At 67.0% G+C, this 20,796-nt stretch carries 19 protein-coding genes; 5 read left to right on the top strand and 14 right to left on the bottom strand.

The window, feature by feature from the left end; all coding sequences use genetic code 11:
* Positions 1–102: 102 nt before the first annotated feature.
* The 3 genes from GP2_RS21655 to GP2_RS21230 form a co-directional block, all read right to left on the bottom strand.
* A complete protein-coding gene (locus tag GP2_RS21655; RefSeq protein ID WP_006901081.1) occupies positions 103–357 on the bottom strand; it encodes a hypothetical protein in 255 nt (84 codons plus the stop codon).
* A 168-nt stretch (positions 358–525) separates the two neighbouring features.
* Entirely contained in the window at positions 526–1,239 is a 714-nt protein-coding gene (locus GP2_RS13530; RefSeq protein ID WP_006901080.1) for a hypothetical protein, read from the bottom strand.
* Positions 1,240–1,350: 111 nt separating this feature from the next.
* Positions 1,351–1,671, bottom strand: coding sequence for an MspA family porin (locus GP2_RS21230; RefSeq protein ID WP_244941232.1), 321 nt, complete (start codon positions 1,669–1,671; stop codon positions 1,351–1,353).
* A 455-nt stretch (positions 1,672–2,126) separates the two neighbouring features.
* Between GP2_RS21230 and GP2_RS13525 the strand changes: the two genes are divergently transcribed.
* Positions 2,127–2,402 (top strand): type II toxin-antitoxin system Phd/YefM family antitoxin, encoded by a 276-nt coding sequence (locus tag GP2_RS13525; RefSeq protein ID WP_006901078.1) that lies wholly within the window; start codon positions 2,127–2,129, stop codon positions 2,400–2,402.
* Entirely contained in the window at positions 2,399–2,689 is a 291-nt protein-coding gene (locus GP2_RS13520; RefSeq protein WP_006901077.1) for a type II toxin-antitoxin system RelE family toxin, read from the top strand. The genes GP2_RS13525 and GP2_RS13520 overlap by 4 nt, the downstream gene beginning before the upstream one ends.
* Before the next feature lie 648 nt (positions 2,690–3,337).
* Here GP2_RS13520 and GP2_RS13515 read toward each other — a convergent pair.
* Positions 3,338–5,539: a 3-hydroxyacyl-CoA dehydrogenase NAD-binding domain-containing protein gene (locus tag GP2_RS13515; protein ID WP_006901076.1), complete on the bottom strand. Its 2,202-nt coding sequence runs from the start codon at positions 5,537–5,539 to the stop codon at positions 3,338–3,340.
* Between the two features lie 28 nt (positions 5,540–5,567).
* Complete coding sequence (locus tag GP2_RS13510) at positions 5,568–6,779, bottom strand: acetyl-CoA C-acetyltransferase (protein ID WP_006901075.1); 1,212 nt, start codon at positions 6,777–6,779, stop codon at positions 5,568–5,570.
* 129 nt (positions 6,780–6,908) lie between these two features.
* Between GP2_RS13510 and GP2_RS13505 the strand changes: the two genes are divergently transcribed.
* The 3 genes from GP2_RS13505 to GP2_RS13495 all read left to right on the top strand — a co-directional run bounded on the left by GP2_RS13505 (position 6,909) and on the right by GP2_RS13495 (position 10,151).
* Positions 6,909–8,078, top strand: a complete 1,170-nt coding sequence (locus GP2_RS13505) for a TetR/AcrR family transcriptional regulator (RefSeq protein ID WP_040527045.1) — start codon at positions 6,909–6,911, stop codon at positions 8,076–8,078.
* Between the two features lie 160 nt (positions 8,079–8,238).
* Positions 8,239–9,468 (top strand): acyl-CoA dehydrogenase family protein, encoded by a 1,230-nt coding sequence (locus GP2_RS13500; protein ID WP_006901073.1) that lies wholly within the window; start codon positions 8,239–8,241, stop codon positions 9,466–9,468.
* Positions 9,469–9,527: 59 nt separating this feature from the next.
* Positions 9,528–10,151: a TetR/AcrR family transcriptional regulator gene (locus tag GP2_RS13495; RefSeq protein WP_006901072.1), complete on the top strand. Its 624-nt coding sequence runs from the start codon at positions 9,528–9,530 to the stop codon at positions 10,149–10,151.
* 186 nt (positions 10,152–10,337) lie between these two features.
* Here GP2_RS13495 and GP2_RS13490 read toward each other — a convergent pair whose 3' ends face one another.
* The 9 genes from GP2_RS13490 to GP2_RS13450 are packed head-to-tail and all read right to left on the bottom strand — an operon-like array spanning position 10,338 to position 20,745.
* Positions 10,338–11,126: an SDR family NAD(P)-dependent oxidoreductase gene (locus tag GP2_RS13490; protein WP_006901071.1), complete on the bottom strand. Its 789-nt coding sequence runs from the start codon at positions 11,124–11,126 to the stop codon at positions 10,338–10,340.
* A 16-nt stretch (positions 11,127–11,142) separates the two neighbouring features.
* Positions 11,143–13,080 (bottom strand): oxidoreductase, encoded by a 1,938-nt coding sequence (locus GP2_RS13485; protein ID WP_006901070.1) that lies wholly within the window; start codon positions 13,078–13,080, stop codon positions 11,143–11,145.
* A 36-nt stretch (positions 13,081–13,116) separates the two neighbouring features.
* Complete coding sequence (locus GP2_RS13480; RefSeq protein WP_006901069.1) at positions 13,117–14,178, bottom strand: ABC transporter substrate-binding protein; 1,062 nt, start codon at positions 14,176–14,178, stop codon at positions 13,117–13,119.
* Positions 14,175–15,206 carry an ABC transporter substrate-binding protein gene (locus GP2_RS13475; protein WP_006901068.1) on the bottom strand — a complete coding sequence of 344 codons (1,032 nt, stop codon included), beginning with the start codon at positions 15,204–15,206 and terminating at the stop codon, positions 14,175–14,177. The genes GP2_RS13480 and GP2_RS13475 overlap by 4 nt, the downstream gene beginning before the upstream one ends.
* A gap of 34 nt (positions 15,207–15,240) precedes the next feature.
* On the bottom strand, positions 15,241–16,005 hold the full coding sequence (locus GP2_RS13470; protein ID WP_006901067.1) for an SDR family NAD(P)-dependent oxidoreductase: 765 nt from the start codon (positions 16,003–16,005) through the stop codon (positions 15,241–15,243).
* 22 nt (positions 16,006–16,027) lie between these two features.
* On the bottom strand, positions 16,028–17,737 hold the full coding sequence (locus tag GP2_RS13465) for an ABC transporter permease (RefSeq protein WP_006901066.1): 1,710 nt from the start codon (positions 17,735–17,737) through the stop codon (positions 16,028–16,030).
* On the bottom strand, positions 17,734–18,909 hold the full coding sequence (locus GP2_RS13460) for an ABC transporter ATP-binding protein (protein ID WP_006901065.1): 1,176 nt from the start codon (positions 18,907–18,909) through the stop codon (positions 17,734–17,736). Before GP2_RS13460 ends, GP2_RS13465 begins: the two co-directional genes overlap by 4 nt.
* A 1-nt stretch (position 18,910) precedes the next feature.
* Positions 18,911–19,717, bottom strand: a complete 807-nt coding sequence (locus tag GP2_RS13455) for an SDR family NAD(P)-dependent oxidoreductase (protein ID WP_006901064.1) — start codon at positions 19,715–19,717, stop codon at positions 18,911–18,913.
* Positions 19,714–20,745, bottom strand: coding sequence for an ABC transporter substrate-binding protein (locus tag GP2_RS13450; RefSeq protein ID WP_006901063.1), 1,032 nt, complete (start codon positions 20,743–20,745; stop codon positions 19,714–19,716). The genes GP2_RS13455 and GP2_RS13450 overlap by 4 nt, the downstream gene beginning before the upstream one ends.
* Positions 20,746–20,796 lie beyond the last annotated feature (51 nt).

Genomic DNA, 20,796 nt, shown 5'->3' with positions numbered 1-20,796 from the left:
GTGGTCAGTGGGTGAATGTTCATCTCACGACTATGGAAGATCGCCAAACCGGTCACCGGTGACTATCGCGGCGTGTGTCACCGAGCGCTACAGCGATCCCGGCTACGCTGAGTCTCCTTCTGTCCAGCTGTCGGGTTGCCAACGGGCTCTGAGAATTGGCTCGAGTTCTTCGGGGAGAGTCCGGTGGCTTGGGTTGAACAGCAATACGGCGATACCGATGAGTGCTGTCGCCCCGAAGAAGATCACACCCAGAGTGCCGACAATGATCCACGGAGTCGATGGCCACCGGGACAGTGAAATGTCGCCGCCGACAGCGGCTTTGTCGCCGAAGGCCAGCCATGCCGACGCCAGCGTCATTCGTGTTCCTCAGACGGCTAGTGACCAGGAGAGCGTTCTTGGCGTTTTCAGGGTCCCGGATTCGTCGAAGCATCCCGAGGTGTCGCTTGTGGGGCGACAGGCGAGGAGCGCGAGCCCCAAGCCGGTAAGAAGGGCCCCGATCACTAGCATCACTTGCTCGCTTCTCAGTCAGAGCCAGGTGCTGCGAACGTGCGCACCGTTGTCGACGAGGTAGGGGACGAGAACGCGGAGCGCCGAGGCTGGTGTGGGGCCGTAGTTCATGAGGGCGATCGTGACCGCGCGGGATCCGTCAGGCGGAGGGTGAATCACTACCTGCAGGCCACCCCTGACCGTGATATGCGACTGGGAGAGTTGGGCTTTGGTGATGAAGTAGTGCTTACCGACCGGCGTATGGACCCGAAGGCCGTCGTCGAGCAGAGACAAGTGCGCGCCGGATCGCAGCGCCTTACGCGCATACCAGAGAAGCAGGAATGGTGTCGCAACGCCGACAAGGACGCCGACGATCATCAGGAATCTGTGCCACGGAGACAGTTCCGGGTAGATCTCGGCTCCGAGCAAGCCGATGCCCGGAGCCGTGGCAACGGCTGAAGGAAGGAGCAATAGATTGATGTTGACCGCCCACCTGCTACGCGGTATCCACTTCGGATTGACGGAATACACCCTCGTCGGATGACCATGTACCGCTACAGCGAGGGAGATGAGCGTTAACGTGCTGAACATCACCACAGCGCAGGCCGCACCTGTGAGGACTTGCCACGAGTGCTCCGGGGCTTCTCGGAGTGACGCGATGAGCGTGCCTACGGTCATAAGGGCGCCGACCAGAGTTCCCGCGTAAGCACCCCACGGCCACTTCTGGAGTCGCTGATACTCGTTGCCGCTCACGTGATTTTCATTTCCAGAATACTCGCGCGACAGTGTAGGCGAATAGGCTGACAGCAATGCCAGTGGCCGCAACCGCGACGAATGGCGACCCGGCCAATGCCACGGTGCCGGCTATCGCGGTGCCCGCTGCCCAGGATCCGAACCGATCTGGAAGCCGGCGCTAACGGTGCCCGCGGACACCGCCACCCGGCCAGCACCCGAGATCCGTCCTTCGCCGCGTAGCGACAGGAAGCCCTCACGAGTCCACGGTGACTGGTTGAGGGGCCGTACGCTACGCACCTTTTCCTGCGCTTTCACGGCAGTGATCCGCCATCCATCGGCGGTGTGCTTCGACACCGATCGATCGGCAAACGAGCTTGGTCCTGCATCAGCGATGGCCGCTCCAGACGTGACGCCGAACGCGACCGCAGCTGCGGCGCAACCCGCGACCATCAGGCGCTGCGCTTGTGACGCCACCCCACCCTTCATATTCAACACTGGAAACCCCCGATTCATTAGCGTGAATGGGAGGTAGTCTATCGCGGAACGAGGCTGATTGGGCAGCGTGAACAGCAGGGTGTGTCCGGCATTACACCGACTCGGCAAAGTCTTGACTGGGCTGCGTTGGCTTCGGCGCCATGTCCGGAACCTGAGCCGTTGAGTCCGTGCTGTTCGGGGTCTGAGGCTCTCATTGCGCCGGGTACGGTTCGGTTGATGAGGAGTCGTGTTGCGCGGCCGATTTGAATGCGACTGTGCGACAGGCCTGTTGGTGTGCGTGTCGGTGAGGCCCGGGGGAATCAGGGTGAATTCTGGGCAGGTAAATAATGCGGTGGTTTACTTGACATAACGTACATTATCGGCCAACAGTATGGCTAGTTTCTGGCCAGTCTAGCGGCTAGACTGAAGGCATGACGACAGTGCCACTCGGCGAAGCCAAGGACAAGCTCTCCGCGCTCATCGACAGCGCCGAAACCACGCACGACATCATCACGATCACCAAACACGGCAAACCCGCCGCGGTGCTCATGTCGGCTGACGACCTCGAATCGCTGCACGAAACGATCTACTGGCTCTCACGTGCCGACATCCGCGAAGCCGTCGCGGCCGCCGACGTCGAGTACGCCGCCGGCCAAACCGTCTCCCTCGAGGACCTGCGCGCCGAACACGGCATGCCGCCGGCATGAGCGACAACCCCACTGACTCGGCCGACCCGTACCACGTCGAGGTCGCATCCCCCGCACGCCGCGACCTCGGGCGACTCCCACCCCGCATCGTCCACGCCGTCATCGAGTTCATCTCCGGACCCCTCGCCGACAACCCGCACCGCCTCAGCAAGCCACTGCGCGACGACCTCGAAGGCCTCCACAGCGCACGCCGCGGCGACTACCGCATCCTGCTACGCATCGACGACCCCAACCACACCATCGTCATCGTCAAGATCGACCACCGCGCCCACGCCTACCGCACCTAACTGATTCCGCCACAACACATGGGACTGTCTGAATAACGGTGGGTGGGGTGCGGTTTGACGTCAGCGTAGTCGCAGAACTGCAGTACGTCGGCGGGCGGCCGGCGGTTCCCCGACCGGCCGGCGGGTTCGCCGCCCGCCGGCGAACAAGAATCGGGATGAGCCTGGCAGGCGACCCGGCGACTCTGTGGTCGGCATCGCGCGGAATCTGGCGGATGTCTCCGGACACCGAGTACCTGGTCCCTACCCGCTTCGGTTCCGCCACCAACGTATTCAAGACCACAAAGTGGCACGAAAGGAGCGAAACCCGTCTGGGCCGCCGAGGGCTTCCTCATCGATCATCGACGGGACCTCCTCATGCGTCTGGTCGACGGCACGGCCGAGACCGCTGGCGGCCCACTCTCGTCGACGGTCCTGCGGCCACTGCCGATGATCTGCTGGTCGCCCGACTCGTTACCGGCAAGGTGATCGGCTTTGGCCGACGCGGCCCCGAACCCCATCATCCGGCTCCGTAGCCGCACCCGCCGTATCCACGTCAAGTGAGCGCCCCAGCATGAGCGGGAAAGGGACGCCGCGATAGCGAAGTCCACACGCTGACCACGGAAAAGCCCCGGCCGGAACGGATTCCGGCCGGGGCCCTTCCTACGGGTCTCAGCTGACGACGAGGTTCTCGTTGGTCAGCTTGGTGACACCCTGCTCAGCCTTCTCGACCAGCGAGGCCGGCGGCTCGAAGTGCTTGCCGTACTTCGAGGCCAGCTCCTTGGCGCGAGCGACGAAGCCCGGGACACCACCCTCGTACTGGTTGATGTACTGGACGACGCCACCGGTCCACGCCGGGAAGCCGATGCCGAAGATCGAGCCGATGTTGGCATCCTCGACCGACTTGAGCACGCCCTCGTCGAAGCACTTGACGGTCTCGAGGGCCTCGGCGAAGAGCATGCGCTCCTTCATGTCCTCGAGCGGGATCTCGACGGAGCCCGACTTGAAGTGCTCGCGCAGGCCCGGCCAGAGCTGGGTGCGCTTGCCGTTCTCGTCGTAGTCGTAGAAGCCCTTGCCGTCCTTCTTGGCGGTACGGCCGTTCTCGATCATCCAGTCGACGACCGCGTTCGAGCCGTGCTGCGGGACTTCCTTGCCCTCGGCCTTGAGAGCCGCCTCGGTCTCCTTGCGGATCTTCTGCGGCAGGGTCAGGGTCAGCTCGTCCATCAGCTGCAGCGGCGCGGCCGGGTAGCCGGCCTGGGTGCCCGCGTGCTCGATGAACGCCGGCTCGACGCCCTCGCCGACGGCCGCGATGGCCTCGTTGATGAAGGTGCCGATCACGCGGCTGGTGAAGAAGCCGCGGCTGTCGTTGACGACGATCGGGGTCTTGCGGATCTGCAGGGTGAAGTCGATGACCTTGGCCAGCACCGCATCCGAGGTCTTCTCGCCGCGGATGATCTCGACCAGCGGCATCTTGTCGACCGGCGAGAAGAAGTGGATGCCGATGAAGTCCTCGGAGCGCTTGACGCCCTGGGCGAGAACGGTGATCGGCAGGGTCGAGGTGTTCGAGCCCAGGATGGCGTCGGGCTCGACGATGTCCTCGATCTCCTGGAACACCTTGTGCTTGACCTCGACCGACTCGAAGGCGGCCTCGATCACCAGGTCGACGCCCTTGAAGTCGGCGGCGTCCACGGTCGGGTGGATGCGGGCGAGGAGCGCGTCGCTCTTCTCCTTGGTGGTCTTGCCACGCGAGAGGGCCTTCTCCTCGAGCTTCTCCGAGTAGCCCTTACCGCGCTTGGCGGCCTCGAGGTCGATGTCCTTGAGGACGACCTCGATGCCCGACTTGGCACAGACGTACGCGATGGCCGCGCCCATCATGCCGGCGCCGATGACGCCGACCTTCTTGGCGGTGTACTTGTCGTAGCCCTCGGGACGCGAGCCGCCACCGTTGATGTGCTGCAGGTCGAAGAAGAACGCCTTGATCATGTTCTGCGCGACCTGGCCGGTGACCAGCGAGACGAAGTAGCGGGTCTCGACGATGTCGGCGGTGTCGACGTCGACGTAGGCGCCCTCGACGGCAGCGGCCAGGATGGCGCGCGGAGCCGGCATGTTCGCACCCTTGATCTGCTTGCGCAGCAGCGCCGGCAGAGCCGGGAGGTTGGCGGCGAACGCCGGGTTGGTCGGTGCGCCACCCGGGATCTTGTAGCCCTTGACGTCGAACGGCTGCTGGGCCTCGGGGTTCTCCTTGATCCACTTCTTCGCGGCGGGGATCAGTTCCTCGACCGAACCGACGACCTCGTCGACGAGGCCGACTTCCTTGGCCTTGGTCGGGTTCATGCGCTGGCCCTGGAGCAGGACGTTCATCAGCGCGTTCTGGATGCCGAGCAGGCGCACGGTGCGGACGACGCCGCCGCCACCGGGGAGCAGGCCGAGGGTGACCTCGGGCAGGCCGATCTGGTTGCCCTTGACGTCAGCGGCGATGCGGTGGTGGGTGTGCAGCGCGATCTCGAGGCCGCCGCCGAGGGCAGCGCCGTTGATGGCCGCCACGACCGGCTTGCCCAGGGTCTCGAGACGACGCAGCACCTTCTTCATGGCGTTGGTGGTCTCGGTGATCTGGGTGGCGATCTCTTCCTTCGAGACATCCGAGCGGTCGCTCGTCATGTCCTTGAGGTCGCCGCCGGCGAAGAAGGTCTTCTTCGCCGAGGTGAGGATGACACCGGTGATGTCGTCCTTCTCCGCCTCCAGGCGGTCGACGGTCGCGGCCATCGACTCCTGGTACAGGGCGTTCATCGTGTTGGCGCCCTGGTTCGGGTCGTCCATGGTCAGGATGACGACGCCGTCGGCGTCCTTCTCCCAGTTGATCATGTTGTCACTCATGGTGTTTCAGAAAGTCTTTCTGTGAAGGTCAGAGACGCTCGATGACGGTCGCGACGCCCATGCCGCCACCGATGCAGAGGGTGATCAGGCCGTAGCGGCCGCCGGTGCGCTCGAGCTCGTCGAGGCAGGTGCCGAAGATCATCGCGCCGGTTGCACCGAGCGGGTGACCCATGGCGATGGCGCCACCGTTCCGGTTGACCTTCTCGTGCGGGATGTTGAGGTCCTTCATCCACTTCATGACGACCGAGGCGAAGGCCTCGTTCAGCTCGAACACGTCGATGTCCTCGACGGTCAGGCCGGCCTTCTTCAGCGCCAGCTCGGTGGCCGGGGTCGGGCCGGTGAGCATGATGGTGGGCTCGCTGCCGACCTCGGCGAACGAGACGATGCGGCCCCGCGGAGTCAGGCCGTTGCGCTTGCCGGCCTCCTCGCTGCCGATGAGGACCAGGCCGGCACCGTCGACGATGCCGGAGCTGTTGCCACCGGTGTGGACGTGGTTGATCTTCTCGACGCTCGGGTACTTCTGCAGCGCGACGTCGTCGAAGCCGGCCATCTCGGCGAGCGCGGCGAAGGCGGGCTTCAGCTTGCCGAGGCTCTCCACGGTGGTGCCCGGACGACGGTGCTCGTCGTGGTCGAGGATGGTCACGCCGTTGATGTCCTTGACCGGGACGACGGACTTGGCGAAGTAGCCGGCGCTCCAGGCCTTCTCGGCACGGGCCTGCGACTCGGCGGCGTAGGCGTCGACGTCCTCGCGCGAGAAGCCCTCGATGGTGGCGATCAGGTCGGCGCCGATGCCCTGCGGGACGATGTAGTGGTCGTATGCGGTGGCCGGGTCGGTGAACAGGGCACCGCCGTCGCTACCCATCGGGACGCGCGACATCGACTCGACACCACCGGCGAGGACCAGGTCGTCGAAGCCCGAGGCGACCTTGGCGGCGGCCAGGTTGCAGGCCTCCAGGCCGGACGAGCAGAAGCGGTTGATCTGGGTGCCGGGGACGCTCTCGGGCAGGCCGCTGTTCAGGGCGGCGGTACGCGCGATGACAGCACCCTGCTCGCCGACGGGCGAGACGACACCGAGGATGACGTCGTCGACGTCGGCCGGATCCAGACCGCCGTGGCGGGCGAGGACCTCGTCGATCAGACCCGAGGCCAGGTCGACCGGCTTGACGCTGTGCAGCGCGCCGCCGCGCTGCTTGCCACGAGGCGTACGAACCGCCTCGTAGATGAATGCTTGATCAGGCACGAAAGAGTTCCTTTCACACGAACCACCAGTTGGTTACATCCAGAGGCTAACGCGGAATCACCTATTTGGCTATACCCCAAGGTCAAGAGGCCTAGATATTCTTCAGATGTGCGCTATGGTCAGTTCACCATGCCTGACCGCAGAGCCACCCGCACCAAGGGCGCCGACCGCAAACGACAGCTCGTCGATGCCGCGGCGTCGCTCTTCGTCCACCGCGGGTATCCGCAGGTCTCGGTCGCCGACATCGCCCGCGCGGCCGGGGTCACCGCACCGACGGTGTACAGGCATTTCGACGACAAGCAGTCGCTGCTCGCCGCCGCCGTGATGTCGGGGGTCGACCACCTCGAGGCCTGCACCGAGCGGGCGCTTCGCGGGGGCGACGACGCCCAGGCACTCATCGAAGACGTGTGCGCGCTCGCCGTCCAGCGTCCGCAGACGGCGTCGTTGTGGCGATGGACGAGCAACTATCTGACCGTCGAGCAGAACAAGCAGGTCGCGCTCCGGACCCGCGAGGTCATCGGGAAGTGGGCGTCGGCACTGCTCACCGAGCGCCCCGACCTCACCGAGCGCGAGGCCGTGCAGTTGGCCTGGGCGATCCTGAGCGTCAGCGGCAGCCTCACCGTCCACCGCACCCGGATGTCGAGCACCCGGGCCCGCGACGAGATCGAGAAGTTGATCCGCCGCCTGCTCACCCTGACCCCGTCGGCCGCACCGCCGATCGACGCCCCGCCGGTCATCAGCGGTATGTCGAGGACCCGGCGCGACGAGATCCTCGACGCCGCCGCGTCGCTGTGGGCCGAACGAGGGTACTCCGAGGTCGGGATCGACGAGATCGGTCGCGCGGTCGGCATCGCCGGCCCCAGCGTGTACAAGCATTTTCCGTCGAAGATGGCGATACTCGTGGCCATCGGACATCGCAGCGGAGCCCGCCTGGAGGCCGGCCTGATGGCCGCCCACTCGAGGTCCGAGGACCCGGCGAAGATTCTTGCCGCACTGGTCGATTCGTACGTCACCGTCATCACCAGCACGCCGGACCTGTCGGTGAGCTTCAACAACTCGTCGGTGCTCGCGGGCCAGGCGAGCGCCGCCGACCTGCTCGACATCCAGCGCCGGTACGTCGCCCGATGGATCGACCTGCTCATCCAGGTCGATGCCGACCTCAAGCGCGATCAGGGCGCGGTCGCGGTCCACGCGGCCCTGTCGATCGTCAACGACGCGGTCCGCATGCGACGCGGCATCCAGAGTCCCGAGTTCGCCGCACGGATGGCCTACTTCATGAAGGGCATCCTCGCGGTCTGACATCGCTTCCTCTCGCACCACCACGGCAGTTCGCAATTGAACTTACTTCAGTTCGACTTGTTTTGTCCAGATGCTTGACAGGGGCGACAACCTCGAACGAATATGAATTGAGTTCTGTTCAGTTACTGAGCGCATCCGTGCTCGGCAGAGGAGATCAGCGATGAGCATTCACCCCGGGACGGCCGAGACCCTGTCCGCCGCACCGCACGTCTCCCCGGACGCGGACCACCCGGCCGAGGCCGGTCGCCCCTGGTCCATCGACACCACGATCCCGCTGCTGCCCACCGAGGAGGAGAACGACCTCCGCGACGCGGTCCGTTCGCTGCTGTCGTCGGCGGGGGACATCGAGGAGGTGCGCCGGATCGTCGAAACGGAACCCGGCTACTCGCGCGGACTCTGGTCCGAACTGGCCTCGTCGATGGCGGTCACCACCATGGCGGTCCCCGAGTCCGACGGCGGCCTCGGATACGGACTGGCCTATCTCTGCACCGTCCTCGAGGAATGCGGCCGCGCACTCCGTCCGGAGCCCGTGCTGACCTCGGCCGCGGTGGGCGTCCCCGCACTCCTGCTCGGGGACGACGACCGGCTCGCCGACCTCCGCGCCGCAGCGCTCGAGGGCCGCGCCGTGGTCACCGCCACGCCCCTCTCCCCCGACACCGACCGTGTGACCGCCACGGCGGGCTCGCCCGCAGAGTGGCTCCTGTCGGGCACCGCGACGCACGCACCGCACGGTCACGTCGCCGACGTCGCCGTCGTGACGGCAACGACCGCGGACGGGCGCCGCCTGTTCGCCGTGCCCCTCTCCGAGGACGTCGTCACCCGGACCACCCCCGAATCCCTCGACCCCACACGCCCTCTCGCGACACTCCGATTCGACGCCGCGCCCGCGATCCCGCTGACCGACGAGGTCGGCACCGCCGCGGCCCTCGCCGAACTCGGGGCCCGCGCCACCATCGCCGTGGCCGCCGAGAACGTCGGCATCGCCTCCCGACTTCTGGAGATGACGCTCGAGTACACGACCTCGCGCAAGCAGTTCGGTCGTGCGATCGCTTCATACCAGGCGATCAAGCACCGGATCGCCGACATGCTCCTCGACGTCGAACGGGCCCGCTCGGCGGCCCGATATGCCGCCGGCCTGGTCGACGCGGGCGGAGACCGGGACGCCGTCGCCTTCGCCTCCGCCGTCGCGGGCGCGGTCTGCGCCGAGTCGGCGATCCGGGTCTGCACCGAGACCATCCAGCTGCACGGTGGCATCGGATTCACCTGGGAGCACCCTGCACACAGCTACTATCGGCGCGTGCTCGTCAACGAGGCGGGCTCCGGGGACGCCACCACACAGCGCGCGCGCATCGCCTCGTCGATTCTCGCCGGTGTGAACAAATCCGCATGACCTGAGTTCAAGTCATGCGACCATGGGAAACGGCGAAACCGACCAGGAGGGGATAGTCAATGCCAGTCGACTCGAAGGTTCGTGAGGACGGACCTCGATCCAAACGGTCGCGCATCCTGACCGTCGCCATCGAACAGTTCGGCAAGGTGGGCTACGAGCACACCAAGTGGGCCTCGGTCGCCGGCGAGGTGGGGATCGGCCAGACCGCGCTGTACCACTACTTCGAGTCGAAGGCGCACTGCCTGCTCACGATCATGCGCCTCGAACTCGCCGAGTCGGTCCGACGATTCGAGGCAGGCACCGCGGGCATCAGCGATCCGGAGGAGGCGCTGCGCGCGGCGATAGCAGCCTCGTTGCAGGCCGAGCCCATCGACGCGCTCCAGCGTCGAATCCTGCAGAACCACATGGACATCCTCAGCACCCCGCGGCAGTCGGAAAAGGAGGAGATCGAGCGCGTCCAGTCCCGCGAGCTGGTCGCGCAGATCGAGCACAACTGGACCGAGTTGCTGCAGCGCGGAATGGAATCAGGCGCTTTCGTTCCCGGCGACCCGGAGATGGCCGCACGCCTGGTGCTCGGTGCGCTTGTGAGCGTCTGGCGGTGGTACCGGCCCGACGGCCCGATCTCTCTCGAGGACCTGATCAAGACGGTCACCGAATCACTGGTCCGGATGGTCAAGGCCTGAGAGCCCCGACACCACATACACGAGAAAGCCTGAGCGGAAACCGATTCCGCTCAGGCTTTCTCGTCTGCTCGGCCTGCTGGTCTGTCCTGGCCGGTCTGCATCCTCTTGCGCATCGGGGCCTCGCGTACAGCTCGGGCCCGCCCGGTTCGTCGTACCGGACGGGCCCGTTCCGTCATCTGCCAGATGTCAGACCGTGAACCTGCCGCCGTTGCTCAGGACCACCGCGCCGACGAGATTGGCCGCCCCCGGCGAGGCCAGGTACAGGATCGTGTCGGCCAGTTCCTCCGGGCTGGCGTAACCGCGGGCCGGCCCCGCCTCCATCGCCGCCCGGACGCGGGCCGGGGTCCGGGCCGCCATCCCGGTGTCGACCGGGCCCGGCGCCACCGTGTTGACCCGGATGCCGAACGGCAGAACCTCTTTCGCGACCGACTGGCTCACCGCGTGCACCGCCGCCTTGGACGCGGAGTAGTGCGGGTATCCGATGAGGGTGTCGAAGGCCGACGACGAGCCGACCGTCACGATGGCCCCGCCTCCCCGGCCCTTCATGGCGCGCACCGACTCCCGCAACACGTGGAAGGTGCCGTCGAGGTTCACCGACATCACCCGGCGCCACATCTCGTCGGTCAACCGCGAGGTGACGTCGACGGGCTCGCCCTGCTCCGCGGCCTCCAGCATCCAGGCCTTCGAGATGGGATCGTCGACACCTGCAGCGTGGACCACGACGTCGAGTCGGCCGTGTTCGGCGACGATCCCGGCGAAGGCATCGGCCACCGCCGCGGAGTCGGAGACGTCCAACTGCAGTGCCCGGGCACCCTCGACACCGGACGCGACCTTCTCGGCACCCTCTGCCGACACGTCGACGGCGTACACGACCTCGGCTCCGCGGCGGGCGAGTTCACGCACCGTCGCGGCCCCGATTCCCGATCCGCCGCCCGTGACGACCGCGATCTTGCCCTCGAACTGGGCCTCGTACATTTCTTCTCCTCTGTTCTCAGATCTCGGCACCGACGCGATAACCCTCGGCTATCGCGTGCCCGATGCGTCGTGGGGTCACGCAGTCACCGATCTGACTGATCGTGGTGTCGGACGGGTCGAACGTGAAAGTGGAGACGGGGATCCGGGGCTGATGCCAGACCACCAACGATTCGGGCAGCATCTCCGGCTCCCCACCGAAGACCGGGCGGCTCAGCAGCGTGCCGCCGGCCCCCGGCTCCAGCGTCCGCGCCACCTGCAGCGTGACCCCGGCGCCGGCGAGGCGTCGGAGCAGGGGCGGGATGCTCTCGGCCGGGATACGCGAACACAGGGAGGCGAGCGGCGTGATAAGCGTGACGCGCCAACCCTGTTGCGCGAGGGCCTCGGCCGCATTGTAGGCGGGCCAGAACCCGTCCCCGTCGTCGACGACGACCGCATCGCGCGTGTCGATCGAGGGAAGCTCGCCGAGGATCGTCTGGTCCACGGTCGCCGAGGCCTCCGGCGGCAACCATGCCGGCGGCGGCGCCGGCCGCGACCCGGTCGCCACGACGACATGGTCCGCGACGTTCGTGACCTCTCCGAAGTCGTCGTGCTCGATCGGCGCGGCGAGATTCACGTCGACCTTGAGACGCCGCATCTCGTGACCCAGGTAGTCGATGATGTCGATCAGGGTGCTGCGATGAGGCGCACGCGCGGCGGTTCGCACGGCTCCGCCTAGCTCGGGGGAGGCCTCGAACACGGTCACACGATGGCCTCGCTCGGCCGCGACGCGAGCGGCTTCGAGGCCCGCCGGCCCGCCGCCGATGACGTAGACCTCTTTGCTCTCCGGCGCCCGCACACCCAGGTTCGGGTGGCGTCCGCGGCCGACCTCGGCGTTGACCGCGCAGTGCAGATGCGGATCGAATGCCCGGCAGTCCTGGTTGATGCCCAGGCACCCGCGGATCTCCAACAACCGGCCCTCCGCCGACTTGTTCGGCAGCTCGGGATCGGCGATCAGCGCCCGCGCCATCCCGACGAGATCGGCCTGACCGCGCTTGATGATGTGCTCGGCGGTCGCCGCGTCGCGGATGCGCTGGCCGACCAGGACCGGTATGCCGGTCGCGGCGCGCACCCGCGCCGCGGACCCGACCGCCACCGCGTCCGGCTGGCTCGAATCCTTGACGTACGTCCCGCGCGTTCCGTGGGTGATGCTGAGGTAGTCGACCCCGAGGCCGGCGTAGCACTCGGCGATCCGGACGCAGTCGTCGATCGTCATGCCGCCGGGTATCTCCTCCTCGCCGCTCAGACGCACCCCGAGGAGCTTCCCGGCCGGCATCTGCGCACGCATGGCCTCCACGACCAACCGGCCGAATCGCATGCGGTTCTCGAAGCTGCCGCCGAAGGAATCCGTCCGGCGATTCGTGAGCGGTGACATGAACTGTGCGACGAGATACCCGTGCGCGGCGTGGATCTCGAGTCCGTCTGCGTCGGCGGCCATCAGGTTCCGCGCCGAGGTCGCCCAGCCCTCGACGATGTCCTCGATCTCCGCAACGGTGAGCTCGTGCGGCGGGTAGGCGTCCCGATGGGTCTTGATCGGTGACGGCGCCACCGGCGGCGAATCGGACTCGCCGCCGATGAACTCCCGTCCGAGGTGGACCAGTTGAACGATCAGGCGCGATCCGTGGCGATGCACGGCGGCGACCTTCTTCGCGGTGGCGGGTACGACCTCGTCTTGGTAGGCCTCCACGAGTTTGCGTGACCGGAGGGTCGTGGTCGGATGCACGACGGTCGCACCGCCGACGATCATCCCGACCCCTCCGGCGGCGAGTCGCTCGAAGTGATCGGTGTCGCCGGCGGTCGGCACGCCGTGCTCGACCAGGCTCGTACCGGCCGGGAGGGCCACGAGCCGGTTTCGAAGGGTGATCCCGCCGAGTTCCATCGGCGAGAACAACTCGGGGAAGGCGGTTCCGACGGTCATCGGATCTCCTCTCAGGGCATCTGCGCGGAGGGCGGATCAGGACACGAACTTCTGATGCCACTCCTGCTGATACCGGTCGATCGACTCCGACGTGAGAGTGTCGACGTCGGGTAGCGGGATGTCCTGGGCCCGGGCCACCGCCCCGGGGATGTCCGGCAGTGCGGAGGCGTAGCCCTTGGACAATGCGATCTGTCCGTCACGCGTGACCAGGAAGTCGGCGAGCACCTGCGCCGCATTCGGATGCGGCGCCGAGGCCAGCACGTGCGAGTACCACGGCGTCCCCCAATAGGGTTGCGGCAGTTTCCAGCCCACCGGGGCACCGGATTCCTGCTCCCGCACCAGCGGCGGGACCATCGGCGTCGCCACGATCTCGCCGGAGTTGAGGGCCTGCGCGACGGCCAGCGCGCCGGGATAGATCCGGGGCCTCAACGCGGCCAGACGTTCGGTGAAGTCGTGCGCCCAGTTCTCGTCGAAGAACCGGTACTCGTCCACGACGGGGGCGAATCCTTGCGGATTGACCACCCCGATACGCCCGCGCAGGGATTCGTCGAGGAGGTCTCCCGGTCGGTCGAGACCGTCGGGCAGCGCGTGCGTGTTCCATCCGAGGGCGAAGGCGGCACCGCTGACGAGGAAGAACCGGTCGTCGATCACGCTGCGCGCCCGCTCGTAGGCCGGGGCGTCGAAGTCCGGTCCAACCGGTTCGACGGAGTACTCACCCGAGTCCGCTGCCCGCGTGATCCAGGCGAAGTCCGACGACATGTGGACGTCCGCGATCCCACGACCCGTGCGATTCTCTGCCTCCACACGCGGATTGATCTCGACATCGGTGCCGCGGGTGAACTCCAGGGTGATCCCCGGGTAGGCGGATTCGAACGCCGCCTTGAGCTTCTGGAGGTTGTCCGGGTGCTGCGTCGAATACAGGTGGACGCTGCCCTCCCGCTCGGCGGCCGCGACCACCTCGTCCCAATCGTCGGAGACGGTCACCGGCGAGGGCCGTTCGGCGCCGCAGGCCGCGGTGATGGTCAGGGCCGCCGTCGCGGCGGCCACCAGGGACAGTCGCCGCAACCGGCCGACCGCCCCTGGGAGCCGCGACCTCATCGCAGGATCTGCTCCAGTTCGGAGCGGTACTTCTGCGCACCCTGACCCGTGGTGACGTCGAGGTTCTGGTCGGCAACCTTCTGGGCGTCTGCGACCGATCCCTCGATGCCCGGCAGGACCGAGGCGTAACCGGGCGTGGTGGCCGCCTGGCCTGCCGGCGTCACCATGAAGTCCGCGAGTACCTGGGCGGCGTTGGGATGCGGCGACGAACCGAGCACCAGGCCGTACCACTTGGCACCCCAGACATGCGGTCCGGCGGTCCAGTCCACCGGGGCACCGGAGTTCTTGGCCTGCAACATCGGATCGGTCATCAGGCCGACACTCACCTCACCCGAGGCCACGGCCTGGCCGAGCGGCTGGTTGCTGGGGTAGATCCGGGGGTTCTGCGCCGCCAGCTTCTTGATGAAGTCCTCTCCGCCGTAGTACTTCTCGAGATGCGCGTAGTAGTCGAGGTAGGTCGGCGAGGTCGCCGGGTTGACGATGCCGATCTTGCCCTTCAGCGACGGATCGAGCAGATCGCGGGGATCCTTGATCCCGCCCGGAACCGCCTTGGTGTTCCAGCCCAGACCCAGGATGACGGCACCCTCGAGGAAGAACCGGTCGTCGACGATGCTCGTCGCACGGTTGTAGTCCGGGGCATCGAAGGCGGGCCCGACGACGGAGACGGCGACGTCGTTGTCCGCATTCGCCTTCATCCACGAGACGTCGGTGATGACAGCGACGTCGCCGATTCCCTTGCCGGAGCGCGATTCCGCATCGATCTTCGAGAGCAGGTCGGCGTCGACTCCGCGCACGACCTCCAGATCGATCTCGGGGTATTCCTTCTCGAACGCCTTCTCCAGGTCGGCAAGACGGGGCGCGGCCTGGGTGGAGTACAGGGTGACCTTGCCCTCCTTCTTGGCGGCCTCGACAACGTTCTCCCAGGGGCCGTCGACGGGGCCGGACGGCTCGGACCCTCCGCCGCACGCGGCGACCGTCAGGGCGAGGGTCGCCGCCGCGAGCGCGCCGACGAGTCTGCGAGTTCTCATGTGTTCCTCCGTTGATAAAAGGTGGTGGTCCGGCTCAGGCGCAGGTCCAGCCACCATCCACGTACAGCTCGGTGCCGGTGATGTAGCGGGCGTCGTCGCCGCCGAGGAAGGCGACCGCTGCCGCGACGTCCTCCGCGGTACCGAGCCGGCCCATCGGCGTGTTCGCGATCATCGCGGCGTGCCGCTCGGTTCCCTCGTAACGCTCCAGGAGCTGCTCGGTGCCGATGAAGCCCGGATGGATCGAGTTGACCCGGACACCGCGCTTGGCCCAGTACAGGGCGGCGTTCTTGGTCATGGTCCGGACCGCGCCCTTGGCGGCGGCATAGCTGAAGCTGTTCCCCAGTCCACCGACGGTTCCCAGGATCGAGCACAGGTTGACGATCGCCCCACCCCCGGTGGACTCGATGTGTGCGCCGGCGTGTTTCATCCCGAGCCAGGTGCCGGTCTGGGACACATCGATCACGCGCTGGTAGCGGTCGAGGTCCTCGTCCACAACCGAGGCGAGGCTTCCGACCGCGCCGTTGTTGACCAGCAGGTCCAGGGACGGAAAGCGCTCCGCGACAACGCCGACGACGCTCTTCCACTCGTCCTCCGACGCGATGTCGAGAGCGACCGCCAGATGCCTGTCGGGATCCGGCAACCCGTCCCGCAATTCCTCCAGCGACGCGCCGGGGATGTCGGTCAGGACGACCGAGGCACCCTCGGCGGCCAGGCGGCGCACGATCTCGACGCCGATGCCGCCGGTGGCACCGGTCACCAGGGCGACTTTGCCCGTGAGCCGGTCCGCACCCACACTCATCTCGTACTCCTAGGGAAACGTGTCACAGATTGCTGAGGACGTTGCGCCCGCCGACCACCATCGCCGCGCCCACGCCGGCAGCGGTCACCGCGGTCATCAACAGGGCCATCGCGGCGACCTGCGGGTAGGACCCGTTCTGCCACATGTCGTAGAGCAGGGTGCCCATCACCTGGGTGGTGGACGCCCGCACCAGCAGTGACGCCGCGAACTCGTGGGTCAGCAGGATGAACATCAGGGCGATGGCGCTCAGGATCGCAGGACGCATGAGCGGCAACATGATCCGCAGGTTGGTGACCATGGGCGAGGCGCCGCTGGTCGCCGATGCCTCGAAGTAGGCATTGCCCAGCGAGAGCATCGCGGTCATCTGCATCCGCACCGCGAAGGGCAGCATCAGCACCACGTAGACGAGGACGATGACCGTGCGGGTGCCGTACAGGATGAGTGGCGGCTCGCTGTAGGTCAACAGGAAGCCCACACCGAAGATGACGGCCGGGATGCCCAGTGGCAGTGCGGTGATGAGGTCGCCGACCAGGCCGAGGACCTTGTGCCGGCGGCCGCGCACCAGGAGGTTCGCCATCGCGTAACCGATCGGGATGCAGATCGCGACGGCGCCCAGCGACGTGAGGACGCTGGTGACGATCGACTCCACCACCGCGGCGTTGGCAAAGAGCTCACGGAAGTTGTCCAGCGTGAACAGGCTCCATGTCAGCGAGCCCGACCAGTACGGCGTCAGCGACACGATCACCAGGCCCACCAGCGGGATGATCAGCGCGACCACCGCGTAGACGATGAGGGTCGCGCTGGCCCAGCGGGCGCGGCCGACGGTCGGCTTGAAGGCCTTGCCGCCGTGGGTGACGAAGCGACTCTGGTTGCCCAGCAACAGCTTCTGCACCAGGACGATCGCGATGCCGAGGATCACCAGCGGCGAACCGGCGGCAGCAGCCGCGGCGAAGTCCGCCGGCGACTCCGACACCCGACGGTACATGTCGGTGGTCAGCACGTTGACGCCGTTGTTCTGGCCCAGCAGGAGGGGCCCGGTGAACTGCCCGAGACCCAGCAGGAAGGCGATACCGCCGCCGTAGATGAGCGACGGGCGCAGGAGCGGCAGCACGATCCGGAAGAAGACGCCGACGGTCGAGGAGCCGCTGGTCTGCGCCGCCTCGAGGTGCTCGGAGCTGATGTTCTCCATGCCCGCACTCACGAACAGGTAGACGAAGGACGTCAGGCCGAACCCGGTCAGGATGATGATCCACGGCACGGTGTAGACGTCGATCGGGCCGCTGTCGCTGCCACTCCACCACGGGAGCTTGCGGAGCAGCACATTGAGGTATCCGGGCCCCGGGGAGAGCAGGAACGCCCAGCCCACGATGTTGGCGACGGCCGGCATCACGATCGGCAGGATCGGGATCATCCGCAGGAAGCCCATGCCCGCGGGGAGCCGGCTGGCGGCGAACGCCAGGAGCGTGCCCAGCACCATGGCGATGACCAGTGAACCGACGGCGAGAGCGACCGTGGTCCAGATCGTCTCCGCGATGTCGAAGCGCCCGTACTCGCTTCGGTAGCCCTGGGCACCGTCCTCGAAGGCCAGTGCCTGGAGTCGCACCATCGGCAGCACGACCAGGTAGGCCAGGATCGCGAGGAGCGCGGTGTAACCGATTCGGGTACGCCATTGGGCAGGGATCGACAGCGACCTGGGGGCGGCGATCCCGGTGGCGGGAACCGTGGCCGTCATGATGCCAGCTGCGCCGGGGCGGGCGCGGTCTTGGCGACCTGCGAAACGGTGTCGATCGCCGCGTCGGGACGGTCGGGGTACACGCGAAGCGCCGACGGGTCGAAGCTCACCGTGACCTGGTCGCCGGGCGTGCTCTTCTTCAGCGTGTTCGCGTGCTCGGAGGCCGGGGCTCGGAGCAGGAGGGTGTCCTCACCGGTGCGCACGGTCACGTCGTAGTAGCGTCCGCCGTATTCGTAGTCGACCAGCTCGGCGTGGAGCACGACGTTGCCGGCCGGCGCCTCTGCGGGAGAGGCGTGCAGCAGCAGGTCGTCGGGACGCAGGCGGGCCGCCGCCTCGGTCCCGTCGTCGGGGACGCCGCGGACGACCGCGCGCGACAGATCGACCGCATCCCCCTTGGTGGTCTCCCAACCGCCGAACACGCGACGCAGTTCGATCCGGTTCGACATGCCGATGAACGCGGCGACGTACTCCGAGACCGGGTTCTCGAAGACATGCTCCGGCTCGTCGTACTGCTCGATCTTGCCGGCCTTCATGATGGCGATCCGGTCGCCGAGGGCGAACGCCTCCGACTGATCGTGCGTGACGAAGACGGCCGTGAACCCGAGCTGCTGATGCAGCTGGTGGATCTGGGAGCGAACCTGATCACGCAGGCGCGCATCGAGATTCGACAACGGCTCGTCGAAGAGAACCAGATCCGGACGTGAGACGAGGCCGCGCGCGACCGCGACGCGCTGCTGCTGGCCGCCGGACAACTGGGACGGGTAGCGATCCAGCAGTCCCTCGCAGTCGACCATCCGTGCGGCCTCCTCGATGGACCCGTCCTTGAGTGCGGCCTTCATCTTGCGGACCTTGAGCGGGTACGCGATGTTCTTGCGGACGGTCATGTGCGGCCACAGCGCGTAGGACTGGAACACCATGCCGATGTTGCGCCGGTGCGAGGGCACATTGACGCCGGTGTCGGCATCGAAGACCAACTCGTCCTTGAACGAGATCGACCCTCCCTGAGGGGTTTCCAGGCCGGCCAGACAACGCAGGGTGGTCGTCTTGCCGCAACCGCTGGGGCCGAGCAGGACGAGGAATTCGCCCTCTTCGATGGGCAGGTCCAGATCGTCGACGACGACATTGTCACCGTACTTCTTGACCAATCCGGACACTGAGAATCGAGATGTCACGTCAGTTCTCCGTGTTCTCTTCGGGGTTGTTCTTGGTGGGGGTGGTCACGCCCGCCCCGGTGCCGCCGTCGACCAGGAGGTCGACGCCGGTGATGTAGCTGCTGCGCGGTTCCGCGAGGAACACGATCACTTCGGCAACTTCTTCCGGGGCGCCCCGGCGCTGCATCGGGATGGTGCGGACGTACTTGGCGACATCGACGTGGTCGAAGTCCGGGACGGCGGTGATCTCGGTGTCGATGCTTCCGGGACACACATCGTTGACCCGAATACCCCTGTGCGCCAACTCTATCGCGGCCACTCTCGTCAGTGCGCGCACCCCGAACTTGGACGCTCCGTAGGCGCCGAGCTCGGCTGTCGCCACGACTCCGCGCAGCGACGAGATGTTGACCACCGCACCGCCGTCGACCATGCGCCGCGCGGCCGTGCGGACACCGAGGAAGGTTCCCACGAGGTTGAGGTCGACCATCCGCCGGAACCCCTCGAGCGAGGTGTCGGCGAGCGGGGCGCGGATGGCTGCGCCGGCCGAGTTGACCATCACCTGCAGCGGGTGGCCCTCGGCCTCCATCTCGTCGACGACCTTCTCCCAGGCCTGTTCGTCCCGGACGTCGAGGACCTTGAATCGTTCGGCGGCACCGTATTCCGCAGCGGCGGCCCGACCCCGCTCGACGTCGACATCGGTGGGGTACACGACGGCGCCCCGTGCGGCGAACGCGGCAGCGGTGGCGGCGCCGATGCCCTTGGCCGCGCCGGTGATCAGAACCGCGGCGCCCTCGAGATCGAGAATCCGGTTGTCCTGCGTCCCGCTCACTGGAAGTCCTCCGCCCAGCTCTGGGAGAACTCCCGCACCTTGTCCGGCGTGAGATCCGTGGTGTCCGGCGTCGCAACCTCCTGCGCACGGGCCACCGCGCCCGGGATGTCGGGGAGCACTGCGGCGTATCCGGGGTTGAGTGCGGTCTGGCCCGCGCGGGTGACCATGAAGTTCACCAGCACCTGTGCCGCATTCGGGTTCGGAGCGGCCGAGAGGGCACTGGTGTACCAGGGCGTGCCCCACGGCGACCTCGGCAGGGCCCATCCCACGGGAGCACCGGCGGCCTCCTCGGTCACAAGGGGCTGGACCGTGGGCGTCACCCAGATCTCCCCGGAGGTCAACGCCTGCGCCACACCGAGGGAGCTCGGGTACACACGCGGCGACAACGCCGCGATCTTCTTCCAGTAGTCCTCGCCGTAGGTCTTCGCGTAGTACCGGTACATGTCCACATACGACGCGATGCCGGTGGGATTGACGATGCCGATCTTGCCGCGATACGCGGGGTCGACGACGTCCTCCGGAGTCGAGAGTCCGGCCGGCACGGCATCGGCGTTCCATCCGAGGCTGTAGACCGCGGCGCTGGTGAGCGCGAACTCGTCGTCGATGACGCTCTTCTGGGGCTCGTACTCCGGGGCGTCGAGCGCGGGGCCCATGAGCGCGGTCGTGTAGGCGCCGGATTCCTCGGCCGCCTTCATCCACGCGGCGTCGGTCTGCATGAGGACGTCGGCGACACCCTTGCCGGTCCGGCTCTCGGCCTCGACCTTCGGGTTGATGTCGGCGTCGGTCCCACGGACGAATTCGAGTGTGATCTCCGGGTATTCGAACTCGAAAGCCTTCTTGAGCGCCTCGAGATTCGCCGGCTTCTGGCTGGAGTAGAGGGTCACCTTGCCCTCGCTCTTGGCAGCCGCGACCACGTCATCCCACGTACCTGCGACCGGGCCACCGGATGAGCCGGTGTCACCGCCGCACGCGGCGAGCATGGTCACGGAGGCAACCGCGGCCGAGATTGCGGCCAGCGCACGGGTCATACCTCTCATACGACATCTACCTTCCGTCTGGGGGTCCGGCGCGCCGATCGC

The sequence above is a fragment of the Gordonia paraffinivorans NBRC 108238 genome (genome assembly GCF_000344155.1).
Classification (GTDB): domain Bacteria; phylum Actinomycetota; class Actinomycetes; order Mycobacteriales; family Mycobacteriaceae; genus Gordonia; species Gordonia paraffinivorans.
This window is presented reverse-complemented; position numbering and strand designations above follow the sequence as displayed.